Here is a 23,591-nt window from a genome sequence, read left to right on the forward strand (position 1 = left end):
CGCTATCCGCGCCGTGCGGGCAGCTAGCAGGCAAGTTAATGAAATGAAAGACTATTCCGTTCAAAAACGGCGGGTTGAAGTTCGGCGTCTCGTCAACCGTTAAGGCCGGGTGGTTCGATTGCATCCCAAAAGTCGCTGAAATCTTTGGCCGGCATAGGCCGGGCGTACCAAAAGCCTTGGCCGAGCAAACAAGCCTCTTCGAACAGGAAGTGGTGCTGGGCTTCGGATTCCACCCCTTCGGCGACTACTTGTAAGCCCAACGTTTCGCCCAACTTCAAGATGGCCCGGGCGATAGCGGCATCGTTGCCGTCGCTGGGAATGTCGTTGACAAAGGATTGATCCAGTTTCAGCTTGGTCACCGGCAAACGTTTCAGATAGGACAAGGACGAATACCCGGTGCCGAAATCGTCGATGGCGATGCCGAAGCCGAAGTCGCGCAATTGGGTCAATAACTCTATCGCGCCTTCGCTTTCCCGCATGATGTAACTTTCGGTGAGTTCCAATACGATACGGTCGGCGGGACACTGGGTATCCCGTAGCACTTGGCTCGCAATACCGACGAAATCGCCCTGGGCGATTTGCTTGCCGGAGACGTTAACCGACAAAAAATCCAAATGAATGCCGGCGTCCAGCCAAGTTTTCATCTGCCGGCAGGCGGTCAGCAGTACCCACTGTCCCAATGAATGTATCAAGCTGTTTTCTTCGGCGACCGTGATGAATTTGCTGGGCGGAATCCAGCCTTTGCTGGGATGCTGCCAACGAATCAATGCCTCGGCGCCCACGCAACGGCGGCTGGTCACGTCGATGACCGGTTGATAATGTAATTCGAATTGTTCGTGCTCCAAGGCATGGCGCAAATCATTGTGCAGCATCATGCGTTCCTGCACTTTCAACGACAGGTCTTGGGTGAAGAAGTGGAGTTGGTTGCGCCCGGCTTCTTTGGAGCGGTACATGGCTAAGTCGGCGTGCTTAACCAAGGTATCGATATCGTCGCCGTCGTTCGGGAACACCGCAATGCCGATGCTGGCCGAAATGAATACCCGTCCTTCCGCCAGCTCCACGGGTTGCGCCAATGCGGTCAAAATTTTGCGGCCGGTTACGTCCAAGCCGCTCCATCTTTCGGCGTCTTCCACCATTAACATGAATTCGTCGCCGCTCAAGCGGGCTAAAGTATCGCTTTCGCGCACCGTGCGTTTCAGACGCTCGGCAACTTGGCGCAGCAGTTCGTTGCCGGCCGAATGACCGTAGGTATCGTTTACCTGTTTGAAGTTGTCCAGATCGATGAACATCAGGGCCAGGGAACGGGCTTGACGTCTGGCCTGGTTCAAGGCGTGCTCCAATCTGTCCATGAACAAGGTGCGGTTGGGCAAATCGGTCATCGCATCGTAATGCGCCAAATAGTTGATGCGCTCTTGCGACATTTTTTGATCGCTGATGTCGTAAACCACCGCTGTGTAGCGGTCTATATCGCCGGCTTGATTGCGCACCCCGGCGATGCTCAACCATACCGGCAAATCGCGGCCTTGCCGATGCTTGCACCACACCTCGCCCTGCCAGCTGCCGGTTTTGCGCACGGCTTTAATGACCGGCCGGTAGTAGTCTTGCAGGTATTGTTCCGTCGCCGCAAAGCCGATAGGTTTGCCCAGTGCCTCGCGTTCGGCATAGCCCAACAGACGCTCGAACGCCTGATTGACTTTCAAAATGGTAAAATCGCTGGAGGCAATCACAATGCCGTCCTGAGTATTGGAAAATACGCTAGCCGCCAAGCGCAACTCGTCATCCGCCTGTTTGCGCTGGGTGATGTCTTGAATCTGGGCAATGTTGTACAGCGGGGTACCAAGCGGGTCGGCTACCTGGGCGACGTTGAGTTGTGCCCAAACCACGCCGCCGTCTTTGCGCAAGTAGCGCTTTTCTATTTGAAAGGTCGGGATTTCGCCGCGCTGCAGACGTTGCAGGTGGTGTTGCCCATCGGCCAGATCGTCCGGATGCGTGACCGACTGTTCGTCGCGGCGCAACAAGGCCTCGCTGTCGTATCCCAATATCGTGCACAAGGCCGGATTCACTTCCAAAAACCGGCCGTCCTCGGCTATCAAGGCTTTACCGGTCGGCGCAAAATGCATGGCCAAATGAAATTTCTCCTCGCTTTCGCGCAGGGCCTTTTCGGCGCGGACTCGTTCGGACAGATCGCGGATGAAACCGACGAAACGATGCTGGCCGTTTTCCAGACGAAATTCGCCCAAGCTGATGTGTACGTCTTTGCCCTTGCCGTCTTTGCAATACGCGGTGACGTCCCGTCCCATTCCCATGACCCGCGACTTGCCGGTGCGCAGATAGTGCGCGAGGTATTCGTTGTGCATTTTGCCGTCTTCGCCACCCATTAAAATACTGATATTACGGTTGATCAGCTCGTCGGGGGCGTAGCCGAAAATGGTTTCGCAAGCAGGATTGCACAGTTCTATGCTGCCGAGTTCATCGATGACGATAACGGCATCCGGCGCGTTTTCGATTAACGCCCGGTTACGGGCGTCGATTTCCCGTAATGCCAATTCCACTCGCTTACGCAAGCTGATGTCCGAGATCGAGCCGGACATACGGATGGGCGCCCCCGCATCGTCGCGGATAGCTTGGCCGCGGGCCAGCACCCAAATGTAATGGCCGGATTTATGCCGCAAGCGATATTCTCTATGGTACGGCAGACTTTGTTTTAGGTGCGCTTCCAAGGCGGCAAGCGTGGCTTGACAATCGTCCGGATGCAAATGCGATTCCCAAACCGCTAAAGACGGTTCCCATTCCCGGTCCGTGTATCCCAGTATCTCGGCATAGCGTGGGGAGAAGTAAATCCGGTTATTGGCGATATCCCAATCCCACAAGCCGTCGTTGCTGCCGCGTACGGCCAATTCGAAACGCTCGTTGCTAACTCTTAACGCTTCCTCGGTATGGTGTTGCCGGGTGATGTCCTGGAACACCAGCACGGCGCCATCGACATCGCCCGCCGGTTTACGGTAGGGCATCACGAATAGGCGAAACATCGCCGCGCCGGTGCCTTTTAGCGTCGCTTCGTAACTTTGGGCGTCGGACACCACCCGGCGCACCTGTTCGACCAATCCCGGCACTTCCAATTGCCATTGCACAGTCGTTAGGGAGCTGCGTTCCAGCGGGGTATCGAACGCCGCGATATGCCGGCAGGCCGAATTGGCTTGGGTAATGCGCAATTGTTTGTCGACCACGATTAAAGGAAACGCCAAGCTTTGTTTGACGTTGGTCAGATCGTTGACCACCGCTTCCAGCTCCGCCGATTTGATCAACATTTCTTCGTTAACCATTAACAGTTCTTCGTTGGCGGATTGCAATTCTTCGTTAGAGGTTTGCAATTCTTCGTTGGTGGACTGCATCTCCTCGTTGGCGGACTGCAGTTCTTCGTTCAAAGATTGCAATTCCTCGTTGGCGGTTTCCAGCTCTTCGGCAATGATGTTCAAATGGGCGCGAGTGTTGGACAACTCCTGTTCCAGCTCGCTGATGATGTTATGGTCTCTGTCGCCCGGGTCGACTTCCGGGCTTTGTTCGGCTTCTACCGGCACGGCCTTAAACGAAATCAGCAAATACCGGCCTTGTTCCGGCTCCAACGGCGACACGATAGGCGTGACGGTATGCGCTTGCCCGGCTACGGTAAAATGCCAGGAGCCGCCCGGTATCGGGCGCAGTTCGCGTCGGCAGCGGTACACCAATGCCCGAAGTTCGGCGCGAACCGATTTATCCAACAAATCGAATAAATGCATGTCGGCCGGGCCTTTAGGAAAACATAAAAACGGCTTTAGGTTGCCGTGAAAATAGACGATGTTGTCCGATTCGTTGATCAGCAAAGACGGTGGTGCGTAGTGTTCGGCCAAGCATTCCAAGGTGCGGATGTTGATCGAATCCGCTCCGACGGCCGGGTTTCGGGTAGCGTTGCGTGGGTTGTTACGCGCGTTGTTCAGGCCTTGGCTGAGCGGCAAACTGTAGCGGGCCACGCTGTCTTGGCGCAGATACAGTCTTGCCCGGTTATCCACGTCCTCGAACAAGTGTTTATAGCTTTCCGGGCTTTCGGATTTGCCTAAAAACAAGTAACCGCCTCGATTCAGCGAGTAATGAAATATCTCGAAAATCCGTTTTTGCACCGGCGGATTCAGATAAATCAATAAATTACGGCAGCTGATCAAATCCAGGCGAGCAAACGGCGGGTCTTCGATCAAGTTTTGCCGGGCGAACACCAAGCGGTTGCGGATGTTTTTTAAGATTCGGCAATAGCCGTTCACGGTTTCCGTGTAACGCAGGCGCAGCGTTTCCGGTATGTTGTCTAGCGAGGAGGCGGGGTAGCTGGCGGTTCTGGCGTGTTCCAAGGCCTCGTCGTCCAAATCCGAGGCGAAAATCACGTATTGCAGATCGTTACGATTTTGTTCGAGTAGGGCTTCTTCGAACAACATGGCGATGCTGTAGGCTTCCTCGCCGGTAGCGCAACCGGGTACCCAACAGCGTATTACCCCTTGTTCCGCTTGATTTCTGACGATCTCCGCAATGGCCCGGCCCAGTACCGGAAAGGTTTCCGAATCGCGAAAAAATGCCGTGACGCCGATGAAGGTATCGCGGACCAAGGCGTGGGCTTCGGTTTTATGCGACTTCAAATATTCCAGGTATTCCACCAGCGTCGCGATGCCTAGTATCCCCATGCGCCGCGCGATTCGGCGTTTGATCGTGCCTATCTTGTAATCGCTAAGCCGGAACGCGGTATTTACTCTAACCAAGGTGCCGATTTGTTGGAATTCGTCGGCTTCGTCGTCGTTGCCGAAAATTTGATTCAAGCCTTGCGGATTGGCGATCAGGCGCTGCAGCGCGGTGCCCATTTGCGCCGGGCGCAACACCAAATCGATGCTGCCGGTATGAATGGCGGCTTTCGGCATGGCGTCGTATTTGGCGGAGTCCGGCTCCTGCACCATGGTCACGCCGCCGGCGGTCTTGATAGCCCTTAACCCGGATGCGCCGTCGGTGCCGGTGCCCGACAACACGATGCCGACCGTCCGCTGGCCTGCGCCGTCGGCCAGCGAATGAAATAAATGATTGATGGAAGGTTTGGGGCCGGACGCTCGTTCCGGTTCGGTGATATGTAACAAGCCCGCGCTGAACGCTACGTCTTTGTTAGACGGCGTGATGAAGATGCACCCCGGTTCGGGGCGTTGTTTATCGTTCAGTTCCCGCACTTCCAACGTAGTCAAAGGCGACAATAAATGGGGCAAGATGCTGGAATGATTCGGCGATACGTGTTGTGCAATGATATAACACAAACTTTTACTATCCGGTAAAGACTCGACTAATTCCCGTAACGCCTCCAATCCGCCGGCCGATGCGCCGATTGCGACTAAATAATCGGGCGCGCTTGCGGTGTCCCCGGTCTGCGCTTGTGTGCTGTTATTGCCGGCCGCCATGATTATCCTTGGCCTTGCCGAATTGCATCCGTATGCACGGGTGCGTAACGAAGCAGTTTATTATTCATTCGAATCAACTATCCGATTTTATTGAGCCGTTTTTTAATCTATTGTAGTCGGCGGTATTGCAATTTTCACCGTAGCCTGTAGCTTAGGATTTTAGCTCACGCCTTCAGCCGGCGTCCGTCCGGCGAGCTTGCAAAGAATATCTGCGAGCTCATGCGCCTAAACGCCGTTCGATCTTTCCGGTGTAAGAATAAACCCACTATACTTTCGCTTTTGGGTCGCACAGCCGCATAGGCGGTTTAAGCAATCAGCTCTGGTTAACCATGAAAATCAGCCAATACACCAAGCGCGAATTGTGCAAGGAATTTGAGGTACTCAGTCAGCGCGAAGCGCATTTTCGTAAAATTGCCGAATTGGCTCCGGTCATGTTGTGGATGACGGATCAGGATGGTAAGAGCTTGTTTTTTAATCGGAAATGGATGAAGTTTACCGGTTTTCAAGGCACGTCCGATCCCGGGGCGATTTGGTACGAGGCATTGCACCCCGACGAACGCAAAGATTGTCTTAAAGCGTTTCAAGCGGCATTTAAGGCGCAACAGCCGTTCAAAATGGAATATCAATTGCGGCGGCACGACGGCGAGTATCGCTGGATATTGGATAACGGCGAGCCGTATTACGACAATGCAGGCCTGTTTGCCGGCTTCATCGGTTCCAGCCAAGACATTACCGAGCGCAAGTTGGCGGAAAAGTCCTTGCAACGCTCCTATGCGGAGTTGAATCGGCACGATTGGGAAAACACCTTGCTCGGCGAGATGAACAGTTGCCTGCAAGTCTGCCGTACTTTGCCGGAAACCTATCCGGTGATCGGCTTGTTTACCCGCCGCTTGTTCGCCAATACTTCCGGTTTGATCTGCGTGATCAACGACTCGCGCTCGTTGCTCGAATCCATCGTCGAGTGGGGGGACAGCCACGAGAGTCAAAACGTGTTCGCGATCGAAGACTGCTGGTCTTTACGGCAAGGCAAGACCCACAAGGTTCCGGACCCTGGCAACGGCTTGGTTTGTTGGCATATGCAGCCCGGTGCCGATCACGGTTACGTGTGTCTGCCTATGAGCTCCTACGGCGAAACCCGCGGCATCCTGCATTTGCAACTACCCGACCTGCAAGGCAGCGAAGCCGAACGCGCCGCGGCGATAGAGGCGATTGTCAATACCGCGACGCTGTTTACCGCACAGGTTGCGCTAGCCCTCAGCAACATTCGCTTGAAAGAGGCCTTGCAAGACCAATCGGTGCGCGATCCTTTAACTCAACTTTACAATCGCCGCTATTTGATCGATTCGCTGGAACGCGAATTGGCCCGTGCCAAGCGCAACCATACGCATTTTGCGGTGATCGTGCTGGATATCGACCACTTCAAGCGGTTTAACGACACGTTCGGTCACGATGCCGGCGACGCCTTGTTGTGCGAATTCGGCAAGTTGTTAAAACAACATACCCGTCGCGAAGACATCGCCTGCCGTTACGGCGGGGAAGAATTCGTCATGGTGTTGCTGGACGCCAATTTGGAAGATGCGGTTCAGCGCTGCGAAGATTTGCGGCAGAAGACCAAATTGTTGCGGGTCGAATTACGCGGTCAAAAGCTCGGAGCTATCTCCATTTCCATCGGTCTGGCCATGTTTCCGTTTCACGGCCATAAATGCGAAGAACTGATTACCTCGGCCGATACCGCTCTGTACCGGGCCAAACGCGAGGGGCGCGATCGGACCGTGGTGGCCCAGACTCAGTTACCGGACTTGGAGCCGGCCAAGCTGGGGCAACTTGCCAATGGAAAAAGTTAAGCGGTTGCCATGCTGAAAGTTGTTCCTCCATTCCCGGTTTTACTTGATCGGGGCGCTTGAGATGTTCTCAGAAAGGTTAGCGTGTCCAAGCTTGCAGTTCGCACCCCAAGCGCCGGGTCTTGCCCGAACGGTCTTTGACGCGGAAATAGCGTTGATCGGCTGTCTCGCTCAAGCCGTCCAAATCGGCAGCGCTAGTTTTGCCGTACCAGAGTTCGCAACTGCCGGCGCAGTAATAGCCCGAGCAAACCAAGCCGGTATCGATGTCGAAAGCTATCCGGCCGGAATCCGGCGACCAGACGCCGTAATTGCTCATCTTGGTTTTGGTAAAGCGCTTTAGCGCGCTGCCGTCGATATTAGCCAGCCATAAATCGCTTTCGTCTATGCTGTCGTCTATGGCCAACACTGCCAGGGCCAGCAGCATTTGCTTGCCGTCCGGACTGACCGATACATCCCCAATATGCCGCCCTTCCGGCATGCTCAGCGAGCCGGTTGCGGTTTCCGCGCCGCCGACAATGCCGGTACGAATGGTGCCGTCCGTGCTAACCCGCAAATAGCGGCCGTCCGGCAACCAATCGATCACGCTGCCGGCGTATTCGAACACATCCAGTATTTGTTCGGTGGCGAAATCGAAAAACAGCGCATATGGCGTCGAAATGCTATCTTCGCTCCAAGTCGCCAAAATCACCGATTGACTGACCGGCGAAGGGCGTTCGCCGCGCAAATATTCGCTAAACGTGTATTGATACAGTTGTTCGCCGGTTTGCAGCGAATATACCCGTGCATCGGTGTAATCCAGATCCGACGAGTCGGTGGTTAGGTATTGGTTGCCGTCCAACCACGGATAAGCCGGTAATTTGCCGGTGACTTGTTGCGGCGCCGCGCCGTTTAGCGAGGCGATTTGGGAGCCGTCGCGGTAATCCAGCGCATAATTGTTGTGCCATAGTTTGCCGCTTAAGTCGACGTTCGGCGTTTGTCCGTCGTCTTGCGCCAGCACGTCGCAACTTAGAGTATCCATCTGGGTAGCGGAATCCGCCGCCAATAGAGCGGCTTTAAAACCGACGTCGCCGGCTCCCTTGGTACGCCAAGCAAAGTTGATTGTCGCGGTTTTACCGGGTTTGACGCTGATTTTGCGGATTCTCAACGGATACTCCTGACCGTTTTGGCTGGCCGTAACCGCTAATTTGACTCCGGGTTTTCTGACATCGCCTTGATTGCCAAGGCCGAGACTAAGTTTGAGTTTACGATTTTTTTTGTCTACTTTACCGCCGCAGCTAGCAACGCCGGTAAAACCGTAATCCGGCTCCGCTTGTACTGGTAGTGGACCCATCAGTCCGACTAGCGTGCCAAGTAGCAGGAACTGCAGCCGGCGATTCGCCCGCTTAAAAATCTTCATGTCGGCCTCCACGCTTTGCATATGCTTAAAAACTTAACTTGTTTGCTAGAGGTTCGCAATTAATATCCGATTAAGATCAAAAGCAATGTTCAGGGTTAAATCGCCAAGTATTTGCGCGCCGTTTTGCCGGCCGGCTACAATCGCCGCATCCCCACCGCATTCTCTGAGGTTAGCCATGCTTGCGACTAAACGCTACGAATATTTGCCGATCGACTTGATTCAATATCACCATACGTTGACCAACCATAGGGATTTGGATATGGCTAAAGTGGCACATCTTGAGCGGGACATCATCGCTAACGGCTTGTTCGAGCCTTTGGTCGTTTGGGAGCGGCAGAGCAAGGAGTATTATCTGGTGGGTGGTTTTCACCGCATGGAAGCGATACAAGGCATTCGGCGCGCCAATCCCGGTTATTTCGACCGAGTGGACGTGCGGGTGGTTACCGGCGATCCCGACGAGATCAAGGCCTTGAATTTGAAATTGAATTCCGACCGGGTGGATACCCGGATCACCGATTATTTTCAAACGGTGCTTTATCTGAACAACGCCAATTGGCCGAAGGAGCGGATTGCCGAGTTTTTCGACAAAAGCGTCGGTTGGATAGACGAAATTATTCGCTACGCGCCTTTGACCACCGAGCCGTTGCGGGAGAAGCTGGCCAGCGGCGAAGTTTCTTGGAGCCGGGCCAAGGACATATTGCGCAAAGCCTTGAAAGCGCCGCCGGGCAACGAAAAGGCGATTATCGAATCCGAGCTGAGCCAGCCGATGCCGGCAGCGGCGGCTAGGCCGTTGCGCTACAAAGACTCCCTCAAGCGGCTCAGCGATACCATTAAAAAACAGCCCAAGCGCACCTACAAGATTAGTGCGGCGGATCTTTATGCCTTATTGGTTACGTTAAGAAGTAAATCGGTGGATGCGGACAGCTTGGCAAGAGCGCGTCAGGCCTTTCCGATGTTGTGGGACGACGAACAGGATACCTAACGCCCGGTCGCAGATCTTTGTCGAAAATCAGCGCGGTTTTTGCGCGATGACCTTTTCGATATACGCGATCATCATGCCGGCGATGTCGCGTCCCGAGGATTTTTCGATGCCTTCCAAGCCGGGAGACGAGTTGACTTCCATGACCAATGGGCCGCGGTTGGAGCGCAGCAAGTCCACCCCGCACACGTTCAAGCCCATGATTTTGGCGGCGCGCACCGCGGTCGCGCGTTCTTGCGGGGTTAGCTTGACCAAGCTGGCGCTACCGCCGCGATGCAGGTTGGAGCGGAATTCGCCTTCTCGGCCCTGACGTTTGATGGCCGCGACTACTTTATCGCCGATCACGAAACAGCGGATGTCGCTGCCCGTGGCTTCTTGCACGAATTCCTGCACCATGATGTTGGCGTTCAGACACATAAAGGCCTGAATCACGCTACGAGCGGCATTGTCGGTTTCGGCCAGGACCACGCCTATGCCTTGCGAGCCTTCCACCAGTTTGATGACCAGCGGCGCGCCGCCGACTTCGGCAATCAAGTCGTCGATGTTGTCCGGATTGTGGGCGAAGGCGGTGATCGGCAGATCTATGCCTTTACGGGCTAGTAATTGGGTGGAAGCCATTTTGTCGCGCGAGCGGCTGATAGCCGCGGAATCGTTCAAGCAAAAGATGTTCATGACTTCGAACTGGCGTAAAACCGCGGTGCCGTAGAAGGTGATGGATGCGCCGATGCGCGGAATTACTGCGTCGTAGCCGAGCAAATTTTCGCCCTGGTAATGGATGGACGGCTTCATCGAGGTGATGTTCATGTAGCAATGGGTGGGGTCGAGCACCCTAGCCTCGTGACCGCGCGCCGCCGCCGCTTCCATTAACCGGACGCTGGAATATAGCGTTGGATCGCGGGATAAAATCGCGATTTTCATCGGTTGCGGTTTATTGCAGATGGATGCCGGCGAAATCGACCGCTTGCGGGTGCGAGGCGTCGATGTTTACGCTTTGGCCCCTGACCAGCCAATAGGTTTGCAGATTAGCGGCGCGGGCGGCGTCCAGTTCCGCTTCTATGTCGGATAAGAACAAAATGCGGTCGGCGGGTAAGCCGATCCGGCCGGCGATGGCCCTATACGATGCGGCTTCGCGTTTGCCGCCGATGCGGGTGTCGAAATAGTCGGAGAACAGCGGGGTCAAATCGCCGAATTCGCTGTAGCCGAATAGTAGCTTCTGCGCTTCCACCGAGCCGGAGGAATAGACGTAAAGCGCAAGGCCTGCTTGCTTCCAGGTCTGCAACTGTTTTGCGGCGTCCGGATAAACGTGGCCTTTGAAAGCGCCTTGCCGGTAGCCGTCGCGCCACACCATGCCTTGTAACGACTTGAGCGGGGTAATTTTTTGGTCTTGATCCATCCAGGCGATGAATTGCTGGGTTTGCCGGCTCAGGTCCAAGCTTTCGCCGGCGATTTGGTCGACTTCCTTTAAAACCTGCCGTACTTCCGGCTGATCGGCGTGCTGCTGCAAATAAGCGGGAATTTTCGCTCTAGCGTAGGGAAATAACACGTCTTTAACGAAGGACAGCGACGAAGTCGTACCTTCAATATCCGTGACGATGGCTTCGATCATAAGGTTTCGAGGTATTGCTCCAGTGTCGGAAAACGTCCGGCAATTTGATCGCCGGTAAATTGCGCGACCCAGCCGTCTTCGGTGGTAAAGAAGCGAATGCACTTGAAGTCCGGATTTTCGCCCATGTCGAACCAGTGCTTGGTGTCGGCGGGTACGCTGATCAGGTCGCCTTGTTCGCACAGAATGGCGTAAACCCTGTCTGCTATATGCAGAAAGAATAATCCGCAACCTTCGACGAAAAAGCGTACTTCGAAATCGCTATGTATGTGTTCGGACAAAAATTTTTGTCGCATGCCGTGTTTGTCAGGGTGGTCTGCGGTCAGGCTGACCACGTCTACCGATTGAAAACCGTATTGTTGCTTCAGCCGTTCGATAGGGCCTTGGTAGGCATCCATCACGGTTTGTACGCCGGCGTGGGCGACGGATTCGCATTCCGCTAGCCAACGTTCGAATTGCACGCCTATCGCGCTCAATTGTTCGGCAATGGCGGAAAATTCCCGGGTGGTCACACCGTCTTGCGGACGGTCGGCCGGGTAAACGGTTAACGCGCTCATGGTTGTTTCACTCCGTATAAACGAATTTCACAATCGAACAAAAACTCCAGCGCTTCCAAATGGCGTAATGTTTCCGCCACCGAGCGGCCCCAGGTATAAAAACCGTGGCCCGCTATCACGTAGGCGTGGATGTCGCCGTGTTTGTCCAGATAGCTGTTGACCGCTGCCGACAAACGGGGAATATCTTGGTCGTTGGCGAAAATCGGGATGGTGATCCGGGTTTCGTGGGTTTCGATGCCCGCAAGGGCTTTTAATAGCTCGTAGTCTTCTAGGACAATTTCGGAATCGAACAGTCTTGCCGCCAACGTGGCGTTAATGGAATGCGGATGCAGTACCGCGCGGATGTCGGGATAACGCTTATAGAGCGCGGTGTGCAACAAGGTTTCCGCAGACGGTTTTTTGCCGTCCAAAGCATTGCCGTCGGCGTCGATCAGCATGATGTCGTCGCGTTGCAATTGGCCTTTATGCCTGCCGGATACGGTAATCGCGATCGTGCCGTCGGTCAAGCGGGCGGAAAAGTTGCCGCTGGTTGCCGGCACCCAGCCCTTGCTGTCGATCAGGCGCCCGGCGGCGATCAATTCGTCGGCTTTGCAATTAAATTCGTCGGATTTTAGCGTCATCGAATTTGCGGTGCGGCGGAGGAGAGAAAACGAGTCGGCCTGTAAGCCGGGTTCTGTCGAGAACAGCCATTCATCTAGGCACCAAGTCACCTTGGCGCTCAAGCAATCTACCCAGGCGCCGCGCGGGCCGCGCGTATGCGCCTCTATTTGATCTTGCTCCGGATGGGGTTTGCCATGCCACGCCTGTTACCAGCCGCGCGGTGCGCTCTTACCGCACCATTTCACCCTTACCGAAACTCTATAGAATTTCGGCGGTATATTTTCTGCGGCACTTTCCGTAGGCTCGCGCCTCCCAGGTATTACCTGGCATCCTGCCCTATGGAGCCCGGACTTTCCTCCCTTTCATCTAAATGAAACGGCGGCTGTTCGGCCGACTCGGGGCGCGATTATACCCAACTTACGCTAACCGGCGCGGAATTATCTGTGCTTGAGGCCGGCCAACCGCGCTAGATGCGGTTAAAGGCGGCTTTGGCCATCATTCCGCGATAGATTCAGCTTAAGTCGTGTGGCGCGCTCGCAACTTAGATTTAAGCCGATTGAGTCGGTCGGCTCATCGTGCATCCGGGCGGTGGTTAACCATGGCTACGGTAGTGGGTGTCCATGTCGCCTTCGTTATAGATTTCTTTACCGCGCCCCATGATGCCTGCTCGGCCGCTTTCGGCAAAAGCCAATATTCTCGCCGCCGTAGTGTTAGCGATGTTCAGTTGTCGCAAGGTATTGGCTAGGATTTCCATAACGGTATCGAAGGTATCGTCGCTCGGTTGTAAACGAATGAAATGCGAATGCGCAGGACACAACAAAATCAACTCCGAGGGTTTGCCGGCATTGACGATATCGCCCGTTACAAAAGCTTCCAAGAATGCGAAATCGCGGTTGTTTACCAAGCTGGGCTTGGCGTTGCCTCTGGCGAACGCGGCGGTAAAAAAGTCGTTGGCTAATTCCCAGACTTGCTTGTCGGTATATCGGCTTCTGTTCAACAGCGCGGCTACAAGCAATTTCAGGGGCTTGGTCTGCTCGGCGATCGGGCGGGTGTAGAAATACCGGTTGACGCGATAGTCGTCCAATAGGTTCTGGTAGAACGCATCGACAACCGTGGCAATCAAATTCGCGTCCGCTAAATCCGCATAGTTTTCCGCTAGTTGCGGCTGGGTGTATTCGCTCATTGTTCAATCTCCGCGCGTGTTGTAGTAATAGTTATTAAATTCGAGCTTGTTTTCGAGACAAGTCTGCCGGCCTAACCGGGATCAGGCCTAAAACTAACGCTGCTTGCGTGATAAAAGCGTCGCTAAGTCTTTGGATTTAAAAGATGCCTCAAATTCATCGGAGTATTCCCAAGTTTCTGTTTTTGTCAATGTGAAGTTGTCCGAGCGTTTCCGGGATGCTCATAAAGGGCACTCCGACAAAACAGTAGCCGGATGCGGTTAGGACGTTAACAATCGCCATGCCGGCTTACAGACGGCCGAAATCGAAGTAGGCGACAAAAACTGAACGTTTGCTTTCTGGACATTGTTCAGTTTTTAGACAGCGCACGGCAGGTCGTTTGCCTGCAAACGAATAGCGACTCGGCGCTAGTTTGTTGTTTATAAAACATAAATTGATTCTTGCCATAGGTTGGCATAGCCGCTGCATTAAAGGGCTGGGGTCGGCGGCCTTTCGATACATGGCAGCCTTTCAAGACGACGGAATTCGTACCGTGCTTCAAGCGTCGCCGATCTCTTCGATAGCAAGACCCAACAACGAGGAGAAATCATGGCAATAAGTGCAGCAACTAAAGCCGCAACCGACGCGTTAGCGGTTAACCGTGCGCCTACCAGCGTCAATGCGCAGGAAGTGCATAGATGGTTACAAAGTTTTACTTGGGATTTCGAAAAAAACCGGACCAAGTATCCGACCAAGTACAAAATGGCTAACCAGACCAAGGAGCAGTTCAAGCTGATCGCCAAAGAATACGCGCGCATGGAATCGGTCAAGGACGAGCGTCAATTCGGCAGTTTGCAAGACGTGTTGACTCGCCTGGATGCCGGCAACCGGGTGCATCCGAAATGGGGCGAAACCATGAAAGTGGCGTCCAACTTTCTGGAAGTGGGTGAATACAACGCGATAGCCGCGACCGGTATGCTGTGGGATTCCGCCACCGCACCGGAACAAAAAAACGGCTACCTGGCACAAGTGTTGGACGAAATTCGGCATACCCACCAGTGCGGTTACGTCAATTACTATTTCAGCAAGCATTACCACGATCCGGCCGGCCATAACGACGCCCGCCGAACCCGCACCATCGGCCCACTGTGGAAGGGCATGAAACGGGTATTTTCCGACGGTTTCATTTCCGGCGACGCGGTCGAATGCTCGATCAACCTGCAACTGGTCGGCGAAGCCTGCTTTACCAACCCCTTGATTGTGGCGATTACCGAATGGGCGGCGGCGAACGGCGACGAAATCACCCCGACCGTGTTCTTATCCATCGAAACCGACGAATTACGGCACATGGCCAACGGTTATCAAACCGTGGTGTCCATCGCCAACGATGAGGCAGCGTCCAAATATCTGAACACCGACTTGAACAATGCGTTCTGGACCCAGCAAAAATATTTCACGCCGGTGTTGGGCATGTTGTTCGAATACGGGTCCAAATTCAAAGTCGAGCCCTGGGTGAAAACCTGGAACCGCTGGGTGTACGAAGACTGGGGCGGCATCTGGATCGGCCGGTTGGGAAAGTACGGCGTGGAATCGCCGCGCAGCCTGCGCGATGCAAAAAAAGACGCTTACTGGGCTCACCACGATCTGTTCCTGTTGGCCTACGCCATGTGGCCTACCGGGTTCTTCCGTTTGAGCCTGCCCAGCCGGGAAGAAATGGATTGGTTCGAAGAAAACTATCCGGGCTGGTACGACCACTACGGCAAAATTTATGACGAATGGCGCGCCCGCGGCTGCGAAGACCCGAGCAGCGGCTTCATTCCGTTGATGTGGTTCATCGAAAACAACCATCCGATTTACATCGACCGCGTCTCGCAAGTGCCGTTTTGCCCCTCCTTGTGCAAAGGCGCCAGCACATTGCGCGTACACGAATGGAACGGCAAAAAGCATTCGTTCTCCGACGACTGGGGCGAACGCATGTGGCTGACCGAGCCGGAGCGTTACGAGTGCCAAAACATGTTCGAGCAATACGCCGGCCGCGAATTGTCGGAAGTGATCGCCGAATTGCACGGCGTGCGTAGCGACGGCAAAACCCTGATCGCGCAACCGCATACCAATAAAAACGGCAAGCTGTGGAGCTTGGACGATCTGAAAAAACTGAACTGCGTATTCAAAGACCCGCTGCAAGACCTGTAATCCCTACCCAAACATGCAAGGAGACATCCGATATGTCTATCGAAGTACAACAAGGAAAACGCGGCTTGACCGATCCGGACATGGTGCGCGCCATTCTGGCGGAAATTCCGGATCAACCGTTGGATACTCAACGCAAGATGAATTACTTCGTCAAACCGCGCTGGCGCCGCTTGACCGAATACGAAGTATTGAGCTGTTACGCGCAGCCGACCCCGGACTGGATACCCGGCGGCCTGGACTGGGGCGACTGGACCCAGAAATTCCACGGCGGCCGGCCTTCCTGGGGTAACGAAACCACCGAACTGCATGCCACCGACTGGCATAAGCACCGCGACCCGGCCAAACGCTGGCACGCACCATACGTGAAAGACAAGGCCGAAGAGTGGCGTTACACCGACCGCTTCTTGCTGGCTTATTCGGCGGAAGGCCAGGTGCGCTCCATCGATCCGGTGTGGCGCGACGAGGTGTTGAACGACTATCTGGGCGCGTATTGCTTCAACGAGTACGGCTTGTTCAACGCCCATTCCTCGGCCTCGCGCGATTGTCTGGGCGACACGCTCAGACAAAGTATCGCCATGATAGGCTTCGACAAGGTCGACAACGCCCAAATGATACAGCTGGAGCGCACGTTCCTGGCCAAGTTGGTGCCGGGCTTTCCGGAATCGACCGACGAGCCGAAACGGGAGTGGACCCAAGGAACCATCTATAAAGGCGCCCGCGAGACGGTGCAGGACATCTGGCAGGCCACTTACGACTGGAACGAAATCCTGTGGGCTTGCCACATGGTGTACGACCCCTTGTTCGGCCAGTTCGTGCGCCGCGAGTTCTTTCAACGTTTGTCGTCGTATTACGGCGACACCTTAACGCCGTTCTTCATCAATCAGATGCAGTTGTATTTCTCGCAAGCTAAAGGCATTACCGGCGACATTTTCTTCGAATGCCTGGGCGACGATGCGGAATTCGGCGATTACAACCGGCGGGTGATGCGGGCTTGGACCGACAAATGGTTGCCGAGAACGGTGCAGGCTTTGCAGGATTTTATGGGCATCTTCGCCAAGATCAGCAAAATTTCGGGCGTGACCGACCGGGCCGCGGTAGAGGCCGCGCTGGGCAGGGTAGTCGACGATTGGCTGGTCGATTTCGCCGACCGGGTCAGCTACAAGGCCGATCCGGACACGCTGATCGCCACCGTCATGAAAGGTTACAAATAAGGAGAATCGAATATGTCAGTTAGTTCAAACGCTTACGGCGCCGGCATCATGGCCAAAAAAGGCAAGGAGTTTGCCGACGAGTATTTTGCCGAAGAAAATCAAGTGCTGCACGAGAGCAACGAAGTCGTACTGGTGCTGAAAAAATCCGACGAAATCAACATCATCGTCGACGAAATCCTGCTCGGCGACCGCCGTAGCGACAATCCGACCTTGGTGGTCGAAGATCGGGCCGGCTATTGGTGGTTGAAAGCCACCGGCAAGATCGAAGTCGATTGCGAAGAAGTCTCCGAATTGCTGGGCCGCAACTTCAGCGTCTACGACTTTCTGGTCGACGTCTCGTCGACCATAGGCCGGGCATTTACCTTGGGCGAGAAATTCACCATCACTTCCGAGTTGATGGGCTTGGACCGCAAATTGGAAGACTTGAAATCCTAGGGAGACGGGCATGGCAAATTATCACATTCACGATAATCCGGTACGCGATCAATGGCTGCAAAAAATCGGCGGCCTCAATACCTTGGCCAAAGGCGTGGCGCTATTGAGCGAGTTTCGCAGCAAATACACCACGCCGTTACGGGAAAGCTATGAGTTGGAGCTGGACTGGGGCTGGATAGAGTGCAAGCTGGAAGAAAAGGTGGCCTTACTCAAGCACAAGGAGTTCAACGACCAACAAATGCTGAACCGCTGCGCCAACGGCAGCGACGCCCAGCAGGAAGCCGATGCGGTGTTGGCCAAAATGGCGGCCTGTACCGACAAATACCAGGCCGAGAAGATTCATATCGGTTTCCGATTAGCTTTCAAACCGCCGCTAATGCCGGTCAACGTGTTCATGGATACCGACCGCATCCTCGGCAACAAGTTGATGGAGCTGCGCAATATCGGCTACTACGACCTGCCGCTGGAACAGTTGCGTGCGGAGCGTGGGGTCAAGGTCGTGACCTTGCAGTAGAGGTAGAGGCGGCTGAATGTGCCGGCCTAGCGGCTTTTAGTGTGCGAAAGCCGCGCGGTCGGCACAGGGGCGGAAAGCGGGTAAAACCGGCTTTCCGCCATGCAAGGATGCACGACCGGCATCGGGCTCTGACGTGCTCGATGTGGTTAAGCCGATGAAAATCGCATGTTCATCGGTTGAGCGCGCAAAAAACCGGGATGGATAGACGGCGCGCTGGCTTGGGGAATTTTGCCAGGGACGGCGGAATTTTTTCCGCCGCGTATCGATGCGCCGGATATGCGCATCGGCGCGACTCGATTAGACCGGAAGGATGTAGGACGATGGAGTTAGAACTCGAACAAAGAATGCAAAGCTTGGCCTTGCCGCTTGGCGAACCGGAGGGCTTGACCAAACTGTACGATGCGGGACCTTATACCGCCTATGGCGAGGATTTGGATTTCATGTGGCGTTGGACGATATACCGTGACAGCCGATTGGTACAGGAGGGCTGTTCTCTGACTTTGGATGCGTCGCGTCGGGCGGTGGCGCACGTGATGGCGGTATTCCAATCGTCGTGGCCCGAGATCGGTTAAGGAGTTACCCGACATGTATAACGTCAAAATCGTTACCGAAGACGGCGAAGCGGTGTACTTCGATTGCGGGCCCGGCGAAGATATCGTCAGCGCTTCGTTGCGGCAGGACATCTATTTGATGACGTCTTGCCGGGAAGGCGGTTGCGCAACCTGCAAAGGCCTTTGTACCGAAGGCGAATACGAAATGGGCAAGTTCAGCGTGCAGGCGTTGCCGCCGGAGGAAGAAGAGGAAGGCTACGTATTGCTGTGTCGCTGTTATCCGACCAGCGACCTCGAGATCGAAGTGCCATATACCTACGACAGAATTTCGTTCTCGGCGGACGAATTGTGCTTCGACGCCGAAATCGTCGAATTGACGCCGGTGTCCTGCAACGTCGTCAAGCTGCGCTTGCGCAAACTCGGGGTGGATCAGTGGGTGAGGTTGGAATCCGGGCAATATTACGACTTGGAAATTCCCGGCACCGGCGTTAGCCGTTCGTATTCGCCGGCCAATACCGCCAACCACAACGGTGAATTGGAGTTTCTGATCCGCATTGTCGACAACGGCAAATTTTCCACCTATCTGCAGCGCGACGCCAAAGTCGGCCACGTCGTCAGAGCCAAAGGTCCGCTAGGCGTGTTCGGTTTGCGCGAAAACGGCTTTACCCCGCGTTACTTCGTGGCCGGCGGCACCGGCTTAGCGCCGATCATGTCGATGGTGCGGCGCATGCACGAATGGGAGGAGCCGCAACCTTGCGTGATTTATTTCGGCGTCAACACCGAACAAGAGGTGTTTTACACCGAGCAACTCAAAGCCTTGGAACAAGCGATGCCGACGTTGTCGGTGCACATTTGCGTCTGGAAAGCCGGTGAAGGCTGGAACGGCGAAAAAGGCAGCGTAGTCGACATTTTACGCCGCGATTTGCTGGATAAGGGGATCAAGCCGGACCTCTATCTATGCGGCCCGCCCGGCATGGTGGACGCGACGTATCAGGTCTGCGCCCAAGTCGGCATACCGCGCGACAAAATCTATTTGGAAAAGTTTTTACCTAGCGCCGCTTGACTGGGATGAATCGGGAAGACCGGATATTTGTCAACGAAATGATCCAAGAATTGGAAGAAAGCATTCGTAACTTGGTAGCCGAAGAACGGCGGTTGACCGCCAAGCTAGGCGAAGCGCGGGTCGCCGAATTGCTGGAGTATTGGCAAAAACGCATGCCGCCGGACGAAGAGGACGCTTTCAAACTGGCCTTGGATCACGACGATAAAAAACTCACCTGGATTTGGTTTCGCTTGCAACGGGCTCGGCAATCGCGGGCTAAAGCCGGGCAGGCGTTAATGCGCGGAGGCACGTAACCAGTAAACATCAATCAGTCGGCGGGAGCGGCGCTAGCCTGACCTGCCTTTATACGGAAATAAACTATGGCGAAACAAATCATTTATAACCCGGAAGCCAGACGGCGCATCATGCACGGCATCGATACCGTAGCGCGCGCCGCCGCCGCAACCTTCGGCTGCGACGGGCCGGCAGTGTTAATCCAGCACCGAACCGACGGCATGCCGCCGCTTTTTACCCGGGACGGCGCCACAGTGGCCAACGCCATCGTGCTGGAAGACCGTATCGCGGATTTGGGCGGGCGCATGTTGCGCGAGGTGGCCGGTTCGGTAGCGCGGCAAGCCGGTGACGGTACAACCACCGCCATCGTACTGGCCCGCGACATCGCTAGCGAATGTATGAAAAGCGTCGCGGCGGGTTACCACCCTTTACAACTGCAAAAAGGTTTGGAATTGGCTTTGGCGCTGGTTGATACCGATATGCAGCGCCGGGCCTTGACGGGTGTGACCCCGGCCTGGACAGCCAGGGTGGCCGAACTGGCCAGCAAGCACGAGCCTGGCGTCGGTGACTTGCTGAACCGGGCGTTCGCGGCATTAGGCTGTGACGGCCCGTTGACTTTTCAACTCGGTAACGGCCGTTACGACGAATTGGAGATTGTCGACGGCGTCCGCTACGAACAAGGTTATCTGTCGCCGTATTTCGTGACCGACCGGGATAGGCAAATTGCCGTGTTGGAACGGCCGTTCGTACTGCTGTGCGATTACGAAATCACTGACCTGATGGACTTGGTGCCCATATTGGAGCAAGTCACACAGCAACAGCGTTCGCTATTGCTTATCGCCGAAGACGTGCGCGACGGCGCCTTAACCGGCATGTTGCTGAATCATATTCGCGGCGTGTTCAAAGCGGTGGCGGTTAAACCGCCGGGATACGGTGACCACAGAGCGGAGCGTCTGGCCGATTTGGCGGTGCTGACCGGTGCCGCGCCGGTACTGCGCAGCCAAGGCGCACGTTTGCAAGACCTGAGTTTGTCGTGCTTGGGGCAGGCGCGGCGTGCATTCATCGGCAGCGACACGACCACGCTCGTGGCGGTTGACGCCGATGCGCAAGCAGCCGGCATTCGGCTGGAGGCGTTACGTTGGCAACTGGGGCAAGTGCTGGCCAGGAAACCCGGCCAAGGTTCGCCGACCGGAAACCTGCACGAAGCGGAAGAATTGGCACAGCGTATTGCCCTGTTGTCCGCCAAAACCGGGGTAATTAGCGTCGGCGGCACGACGGACCTGGAAATCAAGGAACGTTGGGTGCGGATAGAAAACGCTTACAAGTCGGCGCGAGCGGCGCTGGAACAAGGCGTGATAGCAGGCGGCGGAGCGGGATTGCTGGCTGCTCAAGCGGTTTTGGACGGCATCATCGCCGAAAACGCCGAGCAGCAACGCGGCGTTGCGATTTTGCAGCAAGCCTTGGCGGCACCGATTCGCCGGTTGCTAGCTAACGCCGGTTTGGAAAGCGAACCGATTATTTCGGCCATACGCCGGCAAACCCGAGAGGCCTTTGCTTACGATTTGCAAACGAGGCGCTTGGGCCCGTGTTTGGAGATCGGGATTGTGGATGCGGTCAAAGTGCTGCGTTTGGCTTTGCGCAATGCGGTTAGCGTAGTCGGAACCTTGATGACCTGCGAATCCGTGGTGATGCCGTTGGCGGATCCCGATTTTATGGCCGGTTATTCAGCGGAATGGGCCGCCGCGACCCGCGAAGACCCTCGTGTTTAATTTCCTAGCGTGAGATAACCTCCTCTCGACTAGAGGGTTCCCGTCCTGGGAATCGTTCGCCTCCGAGATAAGGCAATGTGACGTTATGCCGCATTGCCTCTTTTTTTGATTTTGATATGGTGCGCAAACTATAGCTCTATGAACAAAAAGCAGGCTAAGCTACTGTTTTTTATTTAGTTTCGCGTCAAAACCAATTTGGCGCCCGGATCGAGAGACTTGAAATGGATATTGCATTGCGCCTACCGGATACCGGCAAAATCGTGCAGGAAGCATTTTGGCAGCACAGGACGCCGGACTTCGAAATCGATCGCCCGGTACAGGCCTGGCGCTGGATGACTCAAACTCGCACGCTGCCCGAACAACGCGACTGGGTGCGCCCGGCGGTTGCGGACGCTTGGCGGCGTTGCTTGGAAGATTACCAATTACCGTTAGGCCATCATGCCGGCTGGCAGCGCCTGCGCACGGCCGCGGCTTCCCCGGGTCCACGGACGCAGCAGGTCGCCGATGCCGTGGCCGAATTGGGGCGGCAATTTAGAGTGTTCTTGCAGGAGGCCGGAGTCATGATGGTGGTCGCGGCGCCCGATGGTGGCGTACTTCAGACACTAGGGGAAAACCTGTTTTCCAGTCCGGCGATGCGCAAATTGTCCGAGCGGCAGAGCGGGTGGACCGAGAGCGTGCTGGGCAATAACGGCATCGGTAGCGCGGCGCTGCTGAAACAACCGGTTGCTTTTCAGGGTATGGAGCATTTTTTCAGCCTGTTGCATCCTTACAGTACGGTCGGCTATCCCTTGGCCGACGAGAGCGGCGAGTTGTTGGCGGTCGTCGGTTTGGTTGCGGATAGGCAGGAAAGTATGAATTCGCTGTTTGCCTTTTTGCATTTGCTCTGCGTGGTGCTGAATACCAACTTGCCGTTGACGCGTAGTCCGGCTGCCCAAGTGAGGATATTGGAGCAAATTCCGTTCAAACTGGCGAAAAAAACCGCTGATACCTCAAGCCCCGCGTTGTCGCAGCCATTGTCTTCCCTGCTCGAAAAAGCGGTGAAATTGCAGCAGCATAAAATTCCGATTTTGATTACCGGCGAATCGGGAGTGGGCAAGGATCATTTCGTCAATCTGTTGAAGCAAGCCGGCTCGCGCCGGGAACAAGCGCTGGTGGCCATCAACTGTGCCTCTATCCCGCACGACTTGATCGAGAGCGAATTGTTCGGCTACGAAGCCGGTAGTTTTACCGGCGCGCGTAGCGGCGGCAAACCGGGTAAATTTTTATTGGCTAACGGCGGGATGTTGTTCTTGGACGAAATCGGCGACATGAGTTTGGATTTGCAGGCTACGCTGCTCAGGGTTTTGGAAACCTCGGAATTCACGCCGGTCGGCGGTTCCAAGCCGATTCGGGTCGACGTGCAAATCGTGGCCGCTACGAATGTGCCGTTACTGGAAGCTGTAGAGGCGGGGCGGTTTCGGCGCGATTTGTATTACCGCTTGAACGGTGCGCAAATCCATTTACCGGCGTTGCGGCAGCGGGCGGACAAGCATGCGATTATTCAGCAGATAGTGCAGCGCGAATTGGCCGGATTGCCGAATGCGCAAACCGTGCGCATTTGTCCCAGCGTGCTGCGGTTGATCGAACAACACCCGTGGCCGGGCAATATCCGTCAGTTAATCAACGTGGTCAGGGCAACCTTGTGTACCGCTAAGGACGATTTGATCACTCAGCAGGATTTGCCCGCCGACTTCGTTGCGGAAGGCAAGCGTTATGCAGGCCCGGCCGACAAGTGCGGCGAGTCTGCCGAGCGCCCCGGTCAGGCGGTCATGACCTTGGAGGACTGGGAGCGGCACGGCATCAAGGCAACCTTGCAAGCCTGTTCCGGCAATATTTCGCTAGCCGCCAAAACTTTAGGCATAACCCGTACCACGCTGTACAAAAAAATCGGTCGTTTCGGTTTGGAGGTGGATAGGGCGGCGGGTTAATGGCCTTGAGTCGAAATAAATGG

At 55.2% G+C, this 23,591-nt stretch carries 18 protein-coding genes and 1 other RNA gene; 11 read left to right on the top strand and 8 right to left on the bottom strand.

Annotated elements, in window-relative coordinates; genetic code table 11:
* Nucleotides 1-92: 92 nt before the first annotated feature.
* Entirely contained in the window at nucleotides 93-5,456 is a 5,364-nt protein-coding gene (locus AB0A83_RS06785; RefSeq protein ID WP_367155806.1) for a PAS domain S-box protein, read from the bottom strand.
* 329 nt (nucleotides 5,457-5,785) lie between these two features.
* Between AB0A83_RS06785 and AB0A83_RS06790 the strand changes: the two genes are divergently transcribed.
* A complete protein-coding gene (locus tag AB0A83_RS06790) occupies nucleotides 5,786-7,300 on the top strand; it encodes a GGDEF domain-containing protein (protein ID WP_150047541.1) in 1,515 nt (504 codons plus the stop codon).
* Nucleotides 7,301-7,376: 76 nt separating this feature from the next.
* On the opposite strand, the gene AB0A83_RS06795 is transcribed toward AB0A83_RS06790, so the two are convergent.
* Nucleotides 7,377-8,693, bottom strand: a complete 1,317-nt coding sequence (locus AB0A83_RS06795) for a hypothetical protein (protein WP_367155809.1) — start codon at nucleotides 8,691-8,693, stop codon at nucleotides 7,377-7,379.
* 175 nt (nucleotides 8,694-8,868) lie between these two features.
* Here AB0A83_RS06795 and AB0A83_RS06800 point away from each other — a divergent pair, with 175 nt between their 5' ends.
* Nucleotides 8,869-9,675 carry a ParB/RepB/Spo0J family partition protein gene (locus tag AB0A83_RS06800; RefSeq protein ID WP_150047543.1) on the top strand — a complete coding sequence of 269 codons (807 nt, stop codon included), beginning with the start codon at nucleotides 8,869-8,871 and terminating at the stop codon, nucleotides 9,673-9,675.
* Between the two features lie 27 nt (nucleotides 9,676-9,702).
* Here the strand turns inward: AB0A83_RS06800 and rimK are convergent, their stop codons facing one another.
* The 6 genes from rimK to AB0A83_RS06830 form a co-directional block, all read right to left on the bottom strand.
* Nucleotides 9,703-10,590 carry a 30S ribosomal protein S6--L-glutamate ligase gene (gene rimK, locus AB0A83_RS06805; protein WP_367155811.1) on the bottom strand — a complete coding sequence of 296 codons (888 nt, stop codon included), beginning with the start codon at nucleotides 10,588-10,590 and terminating at the stop codon, nucleotides 9,703-9,705.
* Between the two features lie 10 nt (nucleotides 10,591-10,600).
* Nucleotides 10,601-11,278, bottom strand: coding sequence for an acireductone synthase (gene mtnC, locus AB0A83_RS06810; protein WP_367155813.1), 678 nt, complete (start codon nucleotides 11,276-11,278; stop codon nucleotides 10,601-10,603).
* A complete protein-coding gene (locus tag AB0A83_RS06815; RefSeq protein WP_367155815.1) occupies nucleotides 11,275-11,832 on the bottom strand; it encodes an acireductone dioxygenase in 558 nt (185 codons plus the stop codon). Before AB0A83_RS06815 ends, mtnC begins: the two co-directional genes overlap by 4 nt.
* On the bottom strand, nucleotides 11,829-12,452 hold the full coding sequence (locus AB0A83_RS06820) for a methylthioribulose 1-phosphate dehydratase (RefSeq protein ID WP_367155817.1): 624 nt from the start codon (nucleotides 12,450-12,452) through the stop codon (nucleotides 11,829-11,831). The genes AB0A83_RS06815 and AB0A83_RS06820 overlap by 4 nt, the downstream gene beginning before the upstream one ends.
* 26 nt (nucleotides 12,453-12,478) lie before the next feature.
* An RNA gene (gene rnpB, locus AB0A83_RS06825) (RNase P RNA component class A) lies at nucleotides 12,479-12,830 on the bottom strand.
* Between the two features lie 194 nt (nucleotides 12,831-13,024).
* Nucleotides 13,025-13,615 (bottom strand): hypothetical protein, encoded by a 591-nt coding sequence (locus tag AB0A83_RS06830; RefSeq protein WP_367155819.1) that lies wholly within the window; start codon nucleotides 13,613-13,615, stop codon nucleotides 13,025-13,027.
* 586 nt (nucleotides 13,616-14,201) lie between these two features.
* Between AB0A83_RS06830 and mmoX the strand changes: the two genes are divergently transcribed.
* The 9 genes from mmoX (at nucleotide 14,202) to AB0A83_RS06875 (ending at nucleotide 23,568) form a co-directional block, all read left to right on the top strand.
* On the top strand, nucleotides 14,202-15,785 hold the full coding sequence (gene mmoX / locus AB0A83_RS06835) for an aromatic/alkene monooxygenase hydroxylase subunit alpha (RefSeq protein WP_367155821.1): 1,584 nt from the start codon (nucleotides 14,202-14,204) through the stop codon (nucleotides 15,783-15,785).
* A 32-nt stretch (nucleotides 15,786-15,817) separates the two neighbouring features.
* On the top strand, nucleotides 15,818-16,996 hold the full coding sequence (mmoY, locus tag AB0A83_RS06840) for an aromatic/alkene monooxygenase hydroxylase subunit beta (protein WP_367155823.1): 1,179 nt from the start codon (nucleotides 15,818-15,820) through the stop codon (nucleotides 16,994-16,996).
* Between the two features lie 12 nt (nucleotides 16,997-17,008).
* Nucleotides 17,009-17,431 carry a methane monooxygenase regulator MmoB gene (gene mmoB / locus AB0A83_RS06845; RefSeq protein WP_367155825.1) on the top strand — a complete coding sequence of 141 codons (423 nt, stop codon included), beginning with the start codon at nucleotides 17,009-17,011 and terminating at the stop codon, nucleotides 17,429-17,431.
* A 10-nt stretch (nucleotides 17,432-17,441) separates the two neighbouring features.
* Nucleotides 17,442-17,945, top strand: a complete 504-nt coding sequence (mmoZ, locus tag AB0A83_RS06850; protein ID WP_367155827.1) for an aromatic/alkene monooxygenase hydroxylase subunit gamma — start codon at nucleotides 17,442-17,444, stop codon at nucleotides 17,943-17,945.
* A gap of 320 nt (nucleotides 17,946-18,265) precedes the next feature.
* Nucleotides 18,266-18,517 carry a soluble methane monooxygenase-binding protein MmoD gene (gene mmoD / locus AB0A83_RS06855; RefSeq protein ID WP_367155829.1) on the top strand — a complete coding sequence of 84 codons (252 nt, stop codon included), beginning with the start codon at nucleotides 18,266-18,268 and terminating at the stop codon, nucleotides 18,515-18,517.
* A 13-nt stretch (nucleotides 18,518-18,530) separates the two neighbouring features.
* A complete protein-coding gene (mmoC, locus tag AB0A83_RS06860) occupies nucleotides 18,531-19,559 on the top strand; it encodes an aromatic/alkene monooxygenase hydroxylase FAD-binding subunit MmoC (protein WP_367155831.1) in 1,029 nt (342 codons plus the stop codon).
* Between the two features lie 5 nt (nucleotides 19,560-19,564).
* On the top strand, nucleotides 19,565-19,852 hold the full coding sequence (locus tag AB0A83_RS06865; RefSeq protein WP_367155833.1) for a hypothetical protein: 288 nt from the start codon (nucleotides 19,565-19,567) through the stop codon (nucleotides 19,850-19,852).
* 66 nt (nucleotides 19,853-19,918) lie between these two features.
* Nucleotides 19,919-21,601 (top strand): chaperonin GroEL, encoded by a 1,683-nt coding sequence (gene groEL, locus AB0A83_RS06870; protein ID WP_367155835.1) that lies wholly within the window; start codon nucleotides 19,919-19,921, stop codon nucleotides 21,599-21,601.
* Nucleotides 21,602-21,822: 221 nt separating this feature from the next.
* Nucleotides 21,823-23,568, top strand: coding sequence for a sigma 54-interacting transcriptional regulator (locus tag AB0A83_RS06875; RefSeq protein ID WP_150047558.1), 1,746 nt, complete (start codon nucleotides 21,823-21,825; stop codon nucleotides 23,566-23,568).
* Nucleotides 23,569-23,591 lie beyond the last annotated feature (23 nt).

The sequence above is a fragment of the Methylomonas sp. HYX-M1 genome (genome assembly GCF_040741385.1).
Lineage (GTDB): Bacteria > Pseudomonadota > Gammaproteobacteria > Methylococcales > Methylomonadaceae > Methylomonas > Methylomonas rhizoryzae.